The 14,807-nt window shown below is 73.3% G+C and carries 8 protein-coding genes; 1 reads left to right on the top strand and 7 read right to left on the bottom strand.

The annotated features are described in order from the left end of the window. Positions 1-88 precede the first annotated feature (88 nt). The 7 genes from C7M71_RS21275 to C7M71_RS21245 form a co-directional block, all read right to left on the bottom strand. Positions 89-3,880: a S8 family serine peptidase gene (locus C7M71_RS21275; RefSeq protein WP_114914475.1), complete on the bottom strand. Its 3,792-nt coding sequence runs from the start codon at positions 3,878-3,880 to the stop codon at positions 89-91. A 688-nt stretch (positions 3,881-4,568) separates the two neighbouring features. Continuing rightward, a complete protein-coding gene (gene serA, locus C7M71_RS21270; RefSeq protein ID WP_111492066.1) occupies positions 4,569-6,173 on the bottom strand; it encodes a phosphoglycerate dehydrogenase in 1,605 nt (534 codons plus the stop codon). Between the two features lie 306 nt (positions 6,174-6,479). Beyond that, positions 6,480-7,478 carry a ketol-acid reductoisomerase gene (gene ilvC, locus C7M71_RS21265; protein ID WP_111492065.1) on the bottom strand — a complete coding sequence of 333 codons (999 nt, stop codon included), beginning with the start codon at positions 7,476-7,478 and terminating at the stop codon, positions 6,480-6,482. A gap of 108 nt (positions 7,479-7,586) precedes the next feature. After that, entirely contained in the window at positions 7,587-8,111 is a 525-nt protein-coding gene (gene ilvN, locus C7M71_RS21260; RefSeq protein WP_111492064.1) for an acetolactate synthase small subunit, read from the bottom strand. Between the two features lie 43 nt (positions 8,112-8,154). Continuing rightward, entirely contained in the window at positions 8,155-10,005 is a 1,851-nt protein-coding gene (locus C7M71_RS21255) for an acetolactate synthase large subunit (RefSeq protein ID WP_111492063.1), read from the bottom strand. A gap of 329 nt (positions 10,006-10,334) precedes the next feature. Next, positions 10,335-13,241, bottom strand: coding sequence for a putative bifunctional diguanylate cyclase/phosphodiesterase (locus C7M71_RS21250; RefSeq protein ID WP_407675929.1), 2,907 nt, complete (start codon positions 13,239-13,241; stop codon positions 10,335-10,337). A 181-nt stretch (positions 13,242-13,422) separates the two neighbouring features. Next, positions 13,423-14,370 (bottom strand): 2-hydroxyacid dehydrogenase, encoded by a 948-nt coding sequence (locus C7M71_RS21245; RefSeq protein ID WP_111492062.1) that lies wholly within the window; start codon positions 14,368-14,370, stop codon positions 13,423-13,425. 135 nt (positions 14,371-14,505) lie between these two features. Here C7M71_RS21245 and C7M71_RS31085 point away from each other — a divergent pair, with 135 nt between their 5' ends. Further along, positions 14,506-14,676 (top strand): DUF6191 domain-containing protein, encoded by a 171-nt coding sequence (locus C7M71_RS31085; protein ID WP_175607718.1) that lies wholly within the window; start codon positions 14,506-14,508, stop codon positions 14,674-14,676. Positions 14,677-14,807 lie beyond the last annotated feature (131 nt).

Here is a 14,807-nt window from a genome sequence, read left to right as displayed (position 1 = left end):
CCGCTATATGGACGATGGCTGGTCAGCGGCCCGACCGGCGGGGTGTGACCGGTCGGGCCGGGCCCGGCGTTCACCAGATCGGCGGCGTTCACCAGATCGGCAGCGGCACCACCTGGGTGCGCCGGCCGGCGGCGTTGCCATGGTGGACCAGCAGCAGCGCGCCCGGGCCCTGCAAGGCGTACGCCCACAGGTCGCGGCGCACCGCCAGCAGCGTGCCCGGCTCCTCCGGCACCGCCACCGCCGCCCGGCCGCCCGCGCCGACCCGGATGTCCAGCGCCGGGTGCAGCACATTCAGCGGCAGCGACGGGTGGCCGTCGACCAGCCCGATCGCGTCCAGGGCGCGGCCCGCATCGGGGACGCCGCTGCTCTGCGGCAGCCCGGTCCACAGGGCGTACCGGATCCGCGCGGTGCTCTGCCGCAGGCCGGGCAGTGCGGAGAGCCGCACCGGCAGCACCACGGTGTCGCTGTCCAGCAGGCCCGTGTCGGTGTCGCCCCACCGGCCGTTGAGCGGCTGCACATCCAGTTCCTTGCCGGTGGTGGCGTCCAGGGTGCGGGCGACCAGGACATCGCTGCCGGTCAGCCGGTCGGCCTCGACCACCACATCGGTGCGGCCGTCGCCGTCGGTGTCCAGCGAAGCCCGCACCGCGGCCTTGCCCACCGGGGTGGCAGCCGCCGCCCAGGTGGTCGCCACCAGATAGAGGATGCCGTCCTCCAGCGGGTCGCCGCCCCGGGCGGCGACCGCCGGTGCATCGCTGGCCGCGCCCGCCAGCCGCAGGTCGGCGATCCGGTCCCGGGGGGAGGAGGCACAGTCCCTGCCCGGGGAGTGGCGGGGGCCGCAGTCCGGCCAGCGGGTGCCCTGACCGCCCAGGACGAAGGCGCTGACCAGCGAGGACGGCTCGGCCCTCGGCCCGGCGGGGGCGGCTTCGCCACCGATCCGGAGCAGCAGGCCCGGTCGGCCCGCCAGGTCGATCGGCAGGCGGGCGGAGAGTTCCCCGGCCAGCTCGGACGCGGGGCGCGGGGCGGCGAAGACCGGCACCCGCAGCTGCGGCGCTTCCGGGGCGTCGCCCACGGGGGTGAGCAGCAGCCGGCCGGAGGCCTCCGGACGGTAGACGCGGGCGTGTCCGGCCTGCCGCAGTTCGAGGGTCGGGTCGGGGTGCCGGTCCAGCGCGGCGGGCACCGGTACCGCCAGGGTGACCCGGACCCGGGCGGTGCCGCCCACCGGGACGGCCACCTCCGCCGGGGAGACCGTGTACCCCGCCCCCCGGACCTCGGTGGCGGCGCGGTAGCCGGTGCGGTAGGTGAGCGGCCGGTCGCCCAGGTTGCGGACCTCCACCTCGCGGGTGAGCGAGAGCGGGCCGGTGACCGGCACCTCGCCGAAGGAGACGCCCACCGCGCCGGTCGGCACCCCCTCGCCGACCGCATAGGCGATGGCGGGGGTGCGGACGGCCAGGTCGGCGCGGACCCGCCCGGCGCCCACCCGCTCCGGCCCGTACACCTCTCCGGTGCCCCTGGGGCCGGTGGTCAGGTCGGCGTTGGCGGTGTTCATCAGGGCGGCCTTGACCTGCTCCGCCGTCCACTCCGGGTGGGCGGCGCGGACCAGGGCGGCGACTCCGGCGAGGTGCGGCGCCGACATGGAGGTGCCGTCCTTGCGGACGCCCCGGCTGCCGGTGCCCACGGCGGCGGAGAGGATGGTCTCGCCGGGCGCGGTGATGTCCGGCTTGACCAGGCCGGGCAGTCCATTGCCCCGGGAGGAGAACTCGGCGAGCATGTCGGTCCGCTCCGGCTGGTCCTGCGCGACCGAGCCGCGCAGGGTGTTGCCGGGGGCGGCGAGCTGCACCCGTACGGGGGTGGCCGACGCGGCGGCGGCGCGCAGCCGCTCGCCGTCCTCCCGGGCCACGATCACGGCCGGGATGCGGGCGTTGCCCGCGATCTCGCCGATCTCGTCGCCGTCGGCGGCGAAGATCACCCCGACTGCCCCGGCGTCGGCGGCCCGGTCGGCGCGGGCGCCGGAGCCGCAGGCCCGGTCGGAGTCCCGGGTGGTCCAGGCGACCACCGCGACCCGGCCGCGCAGCCGGGCGGCGTCGGCGGGCCCGAAGGGCGTACAGCCGTCGGCGTTGCCTGGCCCGGGCAGGACGAGCTCCCCGGTGACGTCCTGGGTGTCCCATCCGGTGTACTTGCTGCTCCAGTGAGCGGGCACGACAGCCCCGGCCTCGGGCCCGGGTTCCACGGGCACGCCCGGATCCACAGCGGGCCCGCCCGGCACGGGCCGGCCGGCCCGGACAGCAGCGGTAGCGCCGCCCCCACCCCCCGGACCGGGCCGCCCGACCGGGCCGCCCGGACCCGCTCCCCCGCCGGCCGAAGCCACGCCACCCAGGCCGGGCCCGATGGCGCGCACTGACGAGGCAACGTCACCGCCGCCTGTGCCCCCACTGGCCGACGCCGCGTCACCCAAGCCGGGCCGCCCGGCTGAACCCTGCACCGGGCCGCCCGGGCCTGAACCCACCGTGCCCGCTCCCCCGCCGCCGGAGGCCGGGCCGCCCGGGGCAGCGGCTGCGGCGCCTGGGCTCGCGCCGGGTGGGGGCAGGATGCGGATGCCGTCGGCGTCGGTGTGGCCGTCGACCGAGGCGGCGACGGAGATGACCCGGGGGGCGATGGCCGGGCTGGAGCCGACGCCGTAGACATCGCCGTCGTTGCCCGCCGAGGCGACCACCACCGTGCCCGTGGCGGCCAGCCGCTCGGCGGCCACCGCGTCGCCGTCGCCGGGGTCGCCGAAGCTGCCGCCGAGGGAGAGGTTGACCACGTCCAGCCGGTCGGAGAAGTCGCCGTCCTGGTTGGGGTCGGCGGCCCGGTCCAGGGCGTGGGCGATCTCGTCGCTGGCACCGTTGCAGCCGAAGACCCGCAGCGCGTACAGCCGGGCGCCGGGCGCGGCGCCGGGGCCGACCAGGAAGGAGTCGGGGTCCAGCCCCGGCCGGTAGGGGCCGGTATAGGTCGCGCCGTCGCGGGTGACGCCGAACCCGGCGGCGGTGCCCGCGACATGGGTGCCGTGCCCGTTGGCGGTGCAGTCGAGCGGGTTGGCGTCCGGGTGCGGTTTCGGGTCGTAGGACGGCTCGGCGGGGTCGGTGTTGTAGTCGTCGCCGACGAAGTCCCAGCCGCCGACGACCTTGGCGTTGGGGAAGAGCCCGGGAGGTGCGGGCCGGCTGCCGTCCACGGCCTTGAAGGCGGCGGCGGTGCCGGGGCCGCCGAAGTCGGCGTGGGTGTAGTCGATGCCGCTGTCGACGATGCCGATGGTGACGCCCTGCCCGGTGTTCCCGGGTACCGCGTCCGTTCCGGCCCAGACGGTGGGAGAGCCGGTGAGCGGTACGGAGTAGGCGTTGGCGCGGTGCTTGTGGGCGATCGGGTGGACCGCGCGGACGCCGGGCAGCGAGCGCAGTGCGCCCAGTTCCCCGGCGGGCACCCGTACGGCCAGGCCGGAGACCACGGCGAGGGTGCGGTAGAGGACCTGGGCGTCGGGGACGGCGGTGCGCAGCTCCTGTGCAATGCGGTCGGCGGCAGTGGCGATCATGCGGCGCTGCTGTCCACCGGCGGACGCGGCGGCGCGGCGGGTGGCCTCCGGTGAGCGGCGGGCGCGGCGGGCGCTCTCCTGGGCGCTGCGCCACGCCTGCCAGCTGGTGGCGGTGTCCAGTTCCAGCAGGGCGGTGACCGGGTCGCCGTCCGGTGTGGGGGCGGTCTCGGCCCGGGAGACGGGTTCGGCGCCGCCCGGTGGGGTGTGGTCGAGCAGGCCGGGGGCCGCGAGCAGGGCGAGCACCACGCTGCCCGCTGCGGCCCGGCGTACCAGGGCCCGGCGGCGGTGGACGGTGTCCTGGGGTCGGGGCGTACGCACGGATCGGCCTCCCCCGGAAGGGGTTGACTGATCCGCGGCCCGCTGCGGAGGTACGGGGGCCCTCCGCAGCCGGTCGGCGGCCGCACGCACCGCGCGAGCGGCGATCACCCTCCCGGAGGGATCAAATTACGATCGGCCCGCCGAGAGGCCTGGGCGGCGGGCCCGGGGGCGGCCGGGTGCACTCGTTCGGGCGATTTCGGCCTCACCCGTCCGGACGATCAGTGGCGTCCGGGGGTCAGTGGCCGGTCGCGCCGCCGTTGTCACGGCGGTCCAGGGCCCGCTGGAGGGCTGCGGCGGCGTTGCGGCGCGCGGTGTCCTCGCGCTTGGCGGTGGTGTCAGGCGTGGTGGTGGGCATACCGGGACTCCGTTCCGTGTCATTCCGGGGCAGGGGAGATGCAGCTGTGCTGGGTGCAGGGCCTCGACATGGCGGGGGCGGCGGTACGCCGGCAGGGGTGGCCTGCCCAATCGCGTACGGCACAGACGGGCGGCAGTCCGGCGGGGTTGGCCGGACACAAGGGCCGCGAACCGTATGGCTTCTTCACGGTACGCCGAGGTGGCGACCGATGTCGCGGAATTACTCGGACTTCCTACTATCTGAGACGGCCACCCCCCGGCGAGGGAATGCACAAGGGCCCCGCCGCCGGGTGGCAGCGGGGCCCTCGCAGGTGCGGGACCGGGTGGGGCGGGGTCAGTCGCCGAGGTCCACCGAGCGGGCGAACCGGGCGCCGATCTCGGCGGCGATCTCGCCCAGCACCGGCTGCGGGATCTCGCTGTCCACGGTGAGCGACACCAGCGCCTGGCCGGACTCGTCGTCCCGGGCGACCTGCATGCCCGCGATGTTGATGGAGGCGTCGCCGAGGATCCGGCCGAGGGTGCCGACCACGCCCGGCCGGTCCTCGTACTGGAAGAACGCCATGTGGTCGGTGAGGACCACGTCCACGTCGAAGGAGTCGACGCCGACGATCTTCTGGATGCGCTTGGGGCCGGAGAGGGTGCCGGAGACCGACACCTCGCTGCCGTCGGCGAGGGTGCCGCGCACCGTGATGACGTTGCGGTGCTCCGGCGACTCGCTGCTGGTGGTCAGCCGTACCTCGACGCCGCGCTCCTGGGCGAAGAGCGGCGCGTTGACATAGGAGACGGTCTCGGCGACGACGTCCTCGAAGACGCCCTTGAGCGCGGAGAGCTCCAGCACCTTGACGTCATGCTGGGTGATCTCGCCGCGCACCTCGACATCGAGCCGGACGGCGACCTCGCCGGCCAGCGCGGTGAAGATGCGGCCGAGCTTCTCGGCGAGCGGCAGGCCGGGGCGTACATCCTCGGCGATCACGCCGCCCTGGACGTTGACCGCGTCCGGGACCAGCTCGCCGGCGAGCGCCAGCCGCACCGAGCGGGCGACGGCGATGCCGGCCTTCTCCTGGGCCTCGTCGGTGGAGGCGCCCAGGTGCGGGGTGGCCACCACATTGTCGAACTCGAAGAGCGGGGAGTCGGTGCACGGCTCCTTGGCGAAGACATCCAGGCCGGCGGCGGCGACGCGGCCCTCCTTGAGCGCGCTGACCAGCGCCGACTCGTCGACGATGCCGCCACGGGCCGCATTGACGATCCGCACGGTGGGCTTGACCTTGTGCAGCGCCTCGTCGCCGATCAGGCCGAGGGTCTCCGGGGTCTTGGGGAGGTGGACGGTGATGAAGTCCGACACCTCCAGCAGCTCGTCCAGGGAGAGCAGCTTGACGCCCATCTGGGCGGCGCGGGCGGCCTGGATGTAGGGGTCGTAGGCGACCACCTTCATGCCGAAGGCGGACATCCGCTGCGCGACCAGCACGCCGATCCGGCCGAGGCCGACCACGCCGAGGGTCTTCTCGGCCAGCTCGACACCGGTGTACTTGGACCGCTTCCACTCGCCGTTCTTCAGGGCGGTGTTGGCCGGTGCGATATTGCGGGCGACCGAGATCAGCAGGCCGCAGGCGAGCTCGGCGGCGGTGACGATGTTGGAGGTCGGCGCGTTGACCACCATCACGCCGGCCTTGGTGGCGGCGGAGACGTCCACATTGTCCAGGCCGACGCCGGCCCGGGCGACCACCTTGAGCTTCCCGGCGGCGGCGATGGCCTCCGCGTCCACCTTGGTGGCGCTGCGGACGAGGATGGCGTCGACGTCGGCGATGGCCGGCAGCAGCTCGGCCCGGTCGGCGCCGTTGCAGTGCCGGATCTCGAAGTCCGGACCCAGCGCGTCGACGGTGGCGGGCGAGAGCTCTTCGGCGATGAGAACGACAGGCTTCTGATGTGTTGCAGCGCTCACGACAGTTTGTCCTTACTGTCCGGTTCTCCCCCGGCCGCGGGTCGTGGGTGGCGTACCTCGCGGGGCTGTTTCCGGCGACGGGAACAGCGGCATGGGGAATGGTGGCATGCCGCGTTGAAGACGCACGACGCTGTGAGCCTGACGCGCACTCGGAAGTGTATCGACGTACGGAGTGCCGACCTCTTCCCTCACGGCGGAATCACTCGCACGGGATCTACAGGCCGGACAAAAACTTAGGCTCGGGCGGAGGGGTGAAGCGCGGCGGCGGCCGCCCCCGGTGGGGACGGCCGCCGCCGCCGGGGAGGCTCAGGCCTCCTCGTCGACCCAGCTCATCAGCTTGCGCAGCTTCCTGCCGGTGGTCTCCAGCAGGTGCTCGCTGTCGGCCTTCTTGTACGCGTTGTACTTCTTCAGGCCGCCCTTGTACTCGGCCATCCAGGTGGTGGCGAAGGTGCCGTCCTGGATCTCCGACAGGACCTTCTTCATCTCGGCCTTGGTGGCGTCGGTGACGACCCGCGGGCCGGTGACGTAGTCGCCCCACTCGGCGGTCTCGGAGATCGACCAGCGCATCTTCTCCAGGCCGCCCTCGTACATCAGGTCGACGATGAGCTTCAGCTCGTGGAGGCACTCGAAGTAGGCGATCTCCGGCTGGTAGCCGGCCTCGACCAGGGTCTCGAAGCCCGCCTTGACCAGCGCCGAGGCGCCGCCGCAGAGGACCGCCTGCTCACCGAAGAGGTCGGTCTCGGTCTCCTCGGTGAAGGTGGTCTTGATGACGCCGGCGCGGGTGCCGCCGATGCCCTTGGCGTAGGAGAGGGCCAGCTCGAACGCCTTGCCGGTGGCGTCCTGCTCGACGGCCACGATGCAGGGGACGCCGCGACCCTCCTCGTACTGGCGGCGGACCAGGTGGCCCGGGCCCTTGGGGGCGACCATGCAGACGTCGACATTGGCCGGGGGCTTGATGAAGCCGAACCGGATGTTGAAGCCGTGGCCGAAGAACAGCGCGTCGCCGTCCTTCAGGTGCGGCTCCACGGACTCCTTGTAGACGTCCGCCTGGATCGGGTCCGGCACCAGGATCATGATCACGTCGGCCTCGGCGGAAGCCTCGGCCGGCGTCACCACGCGCAGGCCCTGCTCCTCGGCCTTGACCTTGGAGGTGGAGCCCTCGTGCAGGCCCACCCGCACATCGACGCCCGAGTCACGGAGCGACAGGGCGTGGGCGTGGCCCTGGCTGCCGTAGCCGAGGACCGCGACCTTGCGGCCCTGGATGATGGACAGGTCGGCGTCGTCGTCGTAGAACAGCTCGGCCACGGGGGCACATCTCCTTGCGTGATGGTGGTGACACCGGTTGCGTACTCACCGTACGCGGACCGGGTTGTCGGGTGCGGTAGGTAGTCGGTTGTTGAGACGCGGGCGTCTCTAGGCGGAGCGGTCGAGGGCGCGCAGCGACCGGTCGGTGATGGACCGGGCGCCACGGCCGATGGCCACCATGCCGGACTGCACCAGTTCCTTGATGCCGTACGGCTCCAGCATGCGGAGCATGGCTTCGAGCTTGTCGGAGCTGCCGGTGGCCTCGATGGTCACGGCGTCGGGTGAGACGTCGACCGTCTTGGCGCGGAAGAGCTGGACGATCTCGGTGACCTGGGAGCGGGTCTCGGCGTCGGCGCGGACCTTCACCAGCACCAGTTCGCGCCGGACGGCGGCGACCGGGTCCAGCTCGACGATCTTTATCACGTTGACCAGCTTGTTGAGCTGCTTGGTGACCTGCTCCAGGGGGAGGTCCTCCACCTGGACGACGATGGTCATCCGGGAGACGTCGGGGTGCTCGGTGGGCCCGACGGCGAGCGAGTCGATGTTGAATCCCCGGCGGGAGAAGAGCGCGGCGATGCGGGCGAGCACGCCGGGCTTGTTCTCGACCAGGACGGAGAGCGTGTGCTTGGACATGGGAGAGGCTTCCTCGGTTCTGCTGGGTCCCTGCGGGGTGGTCTCAGTCCAGCTCGTCGCCGAAGTCGGGGCGGACGTCGCGGGCGGCCATGATCTCGTCGTTGCTGGTGCCGGCGGCGACCATCGGCCACACCATGGCGTCCTGGTGCACGATGAAGTCGATGACGACCGGGGCGTCGTTGATCGACATCGCTTCCTTGATCACCGCGTCCAGCTGGTCGGGGCTCTCGCAGCGCAGCCCGTAGCAGCCCATGGCCTCGGCCAGCTTGACGAAGTCCGGGACGCGGGTGCCGGCCGCCGGGGGTGCCACCCCGTCGTGGCCCGGGCCGCTGTGCAGCACGGTGTTGGAGTACCGCTGGTTGTAGAAGAGGGTCTGCCACTGGCGGACCATGCCCAGCGAGCCGTTGTTGATGACCGCGACCTTGATCGGGATGTTGTTGAGCGCGCAGGTGACCAGTTCCTGGTTGGTCATCTGGAAGCAGCCGTCGCCGTCGATCGCCCAGACCTGGGTGTCGGGGCAGCCGGCCTTGGCGCCCATCGCCGCCGGGACGGCGTAGCCCATGGTCCCGGCGCCGCCGGAGTTCAGCCAGGTCGCGGGCTTCTCGAAGCCGATGAACTGGGAGGTCCACATCTGGTGCTGGCCGACGCCCGCCGCGTAGATCGCGTCCGGGCCGACCAGCTGGCCGATCCGCTCGATCACCTGCTGCGGGGAGAGCTCGCCCGCCGGGGCGGGGGCGTAGCCGAGCGGGTAGGTGGTCTTCCACTCGTTCAGCCGCTTCCACCAGGCGGTGTAGTCGCCCTTGCGGCCGGCCTCGTGCTCGGCCTGGACGGCCACGATCAGGTCGGCCAGCACCTCGCGGGCGTCGCCGACGATCGGCACGTCGGCGGCGCGGTTCTTGCCGATCTCGGCCGGGTCGATGTCGGCGTGGACGATCTTGGCGTGCGGGGCGAAGCTGTCCAGCTTTCCGGTGACCCGGTCGTCGAAGCGGGCGCCCAGGGCGAAGATCAGGTCGGCCTTCTGGAGTGCGGTGACCGCCGGGACGGTGCCGTGCATTCCGGGCATGCCCAGGTGCTGCGGGTGGCTGTCCGGGAAGGCGCCGAGGGCCATCAGGGTGGTGGTGACCGGGGCGCCGGTCAGCTCGGCGAGGATGCGCAGCTCTGCGGTGGCGCGGGCCTTGAGCACACCGCCGCCGACGTAGAGCACCGGGCGCTTGGCGTTCACCAGCAGCCGGGCGGCCTCGCGGATCTGCTTGGCGTGCGGCTTGGTGACGGGCCGGTAGCCGGGCAGCGAGGTCTCGGGCGGCCAGCGGAAGACGGTCTGCTTCTGGAGGGCGTCCTTGGCGATGTCGACCAGCACCGGGCCGGGGCGGCCGGTGGAGGCGATGTGGAAGGCCTCGGCGATCACCCGGGGGATCTCGGCTGGGTCGGTGACCAGGTAGTTGTGCTTGGTGATCGGCATGGTGATGCCGCAGATGTCCGCCTCCTGGAAGGCGTCCGTACCGATCGAGGCGCTGGCCACCTGGCCGGTGATGGCGACCATGGGGACGGAGTCCATGTACGCGTCGGCGATCGGGGTGACCAGGTTGGTCGCGCCCGGGCCGGAGGTCGCCATGCAGACGCCGACCTTGCCGGTGGCCTGCGCATAGCCCTCCGCCGCGTGGCCGGCGCCCTGCTCGTGGCGGACCAGGATGTGGCGGACCCTGGCGGAGTCCATCAGCGGGTCGTACGCGGGAAGGATGGCGCCGCCCGGGATGCCGAAGACGGTGTCGGCGCCTACGGCCTCAAGGGAGCGGATGAGCGACTGGGCGCCGGTCATCGTCTCTGCGGCGTGGGAGCCGGTAGCGGAGTGGGCTGCCGGGTGGTCCCCGCGATGCGGGGCGGCCTGCTCATTCATCTGCTCTGTCTCTTCTCCGGTTGCGCACAGGGTGAGGGGCCCTGGGCGGTCGCTCGGCGTCACGTGGCTGCTGTCTTCCATGGTGCGCGGCGCCTGCGGTGGACTGCGAATCGCGGCCCTTCACGCCTTCTTCGGGTTCTTCCGGCGGTTCGGGGCGGTGGTGGAACGGGTTCTGTGCAACAAAAAACCCCTCGTGCCCAGGGCATGCGAGGGGTAGCGCGTCGGCATTCTGCGATCCGGTACTGCTGTCCGGGTCAGCCGACGCGCTCGCCAAGTACGAGAATTCGGGTGCGCATGGCCTTGACCTTCCTCCTGGGCCAAGGGTGGTGTCAAGCGGGTGGGACGGGAGTCTCATCATGCGGACCCTCGATGGAACGGCGTTCTGGCAGGTCGGAGACCTGATGGTGGCGCGGCACCCGCTCCCGCCTGCGGTCCGCGCAGCCCTCCGAAAGAGTGGTCGACGGCGGCCGGGGCGACGGCGGGGCCCCGGGCCCCGGCACCGGGAGGCTGCGCCGCAGCAGCACCCCGCGCAGCCGGTGGTCGTCCAGCGGCCCGGCGAAGTGCAGCCCCTGCGCATGACGGCAGCCCAGCTCCCGGAGGACGGCGGCCTGCCGGGGCCCGTCCACCCCCTCGGCCACCGTCAGCAGGCCGAGGTCGCGGCCCAGCCGCAGCACATGGCCGACCAGGGTCCGGGAGACCGCCGACTCCGCCACCCCGCGTACCAGGGAGCGGTCCAGCCGGAGCACGTCCACCGGGAGCCGCCGCAGCCAGGTCAGCGAGGCAGGGCCGGTACCGAAGCCGTCCAGGGCCACCCGGACGCCGAGCCGGCGCAGCTCGGCCAGCCGGCGGGCCAGTTCGTCCAGGCTGCCGCCCAGGGTGTCGTCGGGACCGCCGCCCACGGCGAGGATCAGCCGGCGGGGCGGCAGGCCGCTCTCCCGCAGCGCCTGCTCGACGGTCTCGAAGACGCCGGGCGCGACCAGCCGCCGGGCGGGCAGCCGCACGGCCACCGGCACCTCGCGGTCGCCCCGCTCCCGGTCGCCGCGCCAGCGGACCGCCGCCTCCGCCACGGACTGCCGGACCAGCCAGCGGGCGAGGCGCGCGGTGCGGTCGCCCGCCTCCCCGACCGCCAGGAACTCCGCCGGGGTGAGCAGCAGCCCCTGCGCGGACCGCCAGCGGGCCTGCGCCTCCACGGCGGCGACCTCGCCGCTCACCAGGTCCACCACCGGCTGGTGCAGCAGGGTGAGCCGGCCGTCCCGGACGGCGCCGCGCAGCCGCTGCTCCAGCCCGGTGCGGCGGGCCAGATCGGCGCGGAGCTCCGGGGAGTAGACGGCGACCCGGTCCTTGCCGGTCGACTTGGCCCGGTACATCGCCAGGTCGGCGTTGCGCATCAGCTCGGCCGGGGCGGCGCCGGGCTCGGCGAAGGCGATGCCGATGCTGGCGGCGACGGTCAGCTCGGAGCCGCCGAGCCGGTACGGCTGGGAGAGGACGGTGCGCAGCCGCTCGGCGATGTCGCGGACATGGTCCTCGTCGAGCCGCCCGGCCACCAGCGCGGCGAACTCGTCGCCGCCGAGTCTGGCCACAGTGTCCTCGGCGCGTACCGCCTCCTGGAGGCGGCGGGCGGCTCGGACCAGCAGTTCGTCGCCGATCGCATGACCGGCGGTGTCATTGACCGCCTTGAAGCCGTCGAGGTCGAGGAAGAGCAGCGCGACGGTGCGGCCCTCGCCGCGCACCCCCGACAGGGCGGCCCGCACCCGGTCGGTGAAGAGGGCGCGGTTGGGCAGGTCGGTGAGCGGGTCGTGGAAGGCGTTGTGCTGGAGCTGCGCCTGGAGGCGGACCCGCTCGGTGACGTCCCGGCTGTTGAGGATCAGGCCGTCGCGGTAGCGGTTGATGGTGGACTCCACATGGAGCCACTCCCCGCCGCCGGAGCGGATGCGGCACTCCACCCGGGCGGAGGGCTCGGTCCCGGGCCCCTTGGCCAGGAACCGCCTGACCTCCCACAGCACATGGCCGGAGTCGTCGGGGTGGACCAGGTCCAGCAGCCGGCCGCCGACCAGCCCGGCCGGGTCGCGGCCGTAGACGCCGAGCGCCGCCGGGGAGACATAGGAGAGCACACCGTCCGGACCGGCGATCATGATGACATCGCTGGAGCCCTGGACCAGCGAGCGGAAGTGGGCCTCCTTCTGGGCCAGCTCCTGCGCCAGCGAGATGTTGTCGAGCAGGGTGATGCCCTGCCGGACGATCAGGGCGAGCACCACCGTGCAGGCGGTGACCAGCACCACCCGGTCCATGGAGCGGCTGCCGAGGGTGTTGTAGAGCAGCGCGGCGGTGCAGACCCCGGCGGCCAGGTACGGGGTGAGGGCGCTGAACCAGGAGACGGCCCGGCGGCGGCCGGCCATCGAGGGGTGGTCGGGCAGCGGCCCGGACCGCCGCCGGGAGCGCCCCGGCACCCAGGGGGCCCAGGCGAGCAGCACACTGCCGGCGAACCACCCGGCGTCCAGGAACTCGCCCGAGTGGTAGCCGTTGCGCAGCGTCGGCGAGGTCCACAGCGCGTCGCTGATCACCGTGACGGCCAGAGCGAGTATGGCCGTGTTCACGGCGGTCCGGTTGCCGTCGCGGCCCCGGAAGCGCAGCCCCAGCACAATGCTGACCAGCAGGATGTCCAGCAGCGGATAGGCCAGTGCCAGGGAGAGCTGGAGCGGGCTGCCCTCCTCGCCGCGCGCGATGCGGGCCAGCGCCACGCTCCAGCTCAGGGTGAGCAGCGAGCCGGTGATCAGCCAGCCGTCCAGCAGCAGGCAGACCCAGCCGGCCGGGGTGTGCGGCCGGTGGGCGAGCACCAGCAGGCCGACGATGGCGGGCGGCGCGAAGAGCAGAAAGGCGTAGTCGGCGATGGAGGGGTAGGGCACGGGGACGTGCAGCACCACCTCGTACCAGCCCCAGGTGCCATTGCCGAGGGCGGCCATCAGGGAGGAGGTGCCGAAGAGCAGCCAGGCGGGGCGGGCCCGGCCGCGCACCCGGCAGCCGCGCACCAGGCAGGAGACGGAGGCGGCGAGCGCGGCTCCGGCCAGGCCGAAGTCACCCATGAAGGCGGCCACCGCCGTGGACCCCCAGCCGGTGGCGGCCCCGACCGCATAGGCGCAGCAGACCACGGCGAGCAGCAGCCGGGGCAGCCGGGTGGCCCCGGTGGTCCGGGCGTCGGACTGCGGCACTTCGGGCAGCCCGGCATCGGTGGAAGTCAACCGATATCTCCCCCTCCGGGCCCAAAGGTTCGGCCAAGGCCACACCCCGCCCGCACTTCCGGACGAGAGGATACACCTCCCGTCACTCAGCGATACACTTGCACAACTCACAGTAACGGCAAGGGCGCGGGGACATGAACCGGATCCGGGGAGAACAGCACAGTCGGGGGAAAACGGCCCGTCAGACCCCTTGCTCCGGCCGGTGGTGCACCTGATGGTCCGGCAGTTCCCCGGCGGCGTACCGGCGCAGCTGCGCACTCACCAGGCGCAGCGCGCGCGGCAGAAAGGCGGAGCTGCTGCCGCCCACATGCGGGCTGATCAGCACACCGGGCGCATGCCAGAGCGGGTGGCCCGGCGGCAGCGGCTCGGGGTCGGTGACGTCCAGCGCCGCGCGCAGCCGTCCCGACTCCAGCTCGGCGAGCAGCGCGGCGGTGTCCACCACCGGCCCCCGGCCGACGTTCACCAGCAGCGCGCCGTCCCGCATCCGGGAGAGGAACTCCGTGCCGACCAGTCCACGGCTCTGCTCGGTCTGCGGGACCACCAGCACCACCACATCGGCCTCCGGGAGGAGGTCCGGCAGCGCGGAGAGCGGGTGCACCGGGCCGCGCGGGGTCTGCCGGGCGGTGCGGGCCACCCTGCGGACCCGGCACTCGAACGGGGTCAGCCGGTCCTCGATCGCCGTCCCGATCGAGCCGTACCCGACCACCAGCACCGTGCGGTCGGCCAGCGCCGGGTAGAAGCCGGACCGCCACTGCTCGGCGTCCTGGCCCCGCACAAAGCCGGGGATGTCGCGGAGCGAGGCCAGGATCAGCGCCAGTGCCAGTTCGGCGGTGGAGGCGTCGTGCACGCCCCGGGCGTTGCAGAGCACCGCCCCGGCGGGCAGATACGGCAGGACGTCGTCCACGCCCGCCGTGAGCGTCTGGACCACCCGCAGCGCGGGCATCCGGGGCAGCAGCGGGAGGGCGGCGGCGGTGCCCAGATAGGGCACGGTGAAGAAGCCGACGGTGTCCAGGATCTCCTGCGGGGGCGGCGGGGCGGCGCCGTCCCACACATGAACGGGCAGATCCGGCGGCAGCCCCTCGAACTGGGCCGGTTCATACGGGAGCAGTGCGGCGGCGGGAGCAGACATGTGTCCGAATCTATGCCTCCGCCGGGCGTGGGCGCCGCGCGGGTGTGGGGACGGGGGTTGGCCGGACGGCGGCGCGGGGTGAGGATGGTTCGTACGGCCGTGCGGACCCGATCCTCGGCCGGGAAGGGAGGAACCGTGTTCGGCGGGATCTTCGAGGAGCTGTTCGCACCCGGCCGCAAGCATCAGGAGGACGAGCGCAACCGTCTGCTGGTCACCCGCGACGAGGAGGGCGACGGCGCACCGGGCAAGGGGCCGATCAACCTCGACTCCGGCCGCGTCGTCGTCCAGCGCCCACCCTCCAGCTGACCCGTCCGGCCGCCGTCCCCTCAGACGCCGCCTCGCCCCGGCCGCCGACGCCCACCCCCTCAGACGCCCCCCACCACAGCCACACCGTCCCCCGGAAACAACCGCATCCGATGCGCCACCGCCGCCGCCTC

Source organism: Peterkaempfera bronchialis, from assembly GCF_003258605.2.
Lineage (GTDB): Bacteria > Actinomycetota > Actinomycetes > Streptomycetales > Streptomycetaceae > Peterkaempfera > Peterkaempfera bronchialis.
The sequence above is the reverse complement of the archived record's forward strand: the minus strand, read 5'-3'. Positions and strand labels throughout refer to the sequence as shown.

Bases quoted from the DNA above. Each gene is read 5' to 3' on its own strand.
- C7M71_RS21255 (WP_111492063.1), bottom strand. From the start codon at position 10,005: ATGAATGAGCAGGCCGCCCCGCATCGCGGGGACCACCCGGCAGCCCAC.
- C7M71_RS21245 (WP_111492062.1), bottom strand. From the start codon at position 14,370: ATGTCTGCTCCCGCCGCCGCACTGCTCCCGTATGAACCGGCCCAGTTC.
- ilvN (WP_111492064.1), bottom strand. From the start codon at position 8,111: ATGTCCAAGCACACGCTCTCCGTCCTGGTCGAGAACAAGCCCGGCGTG.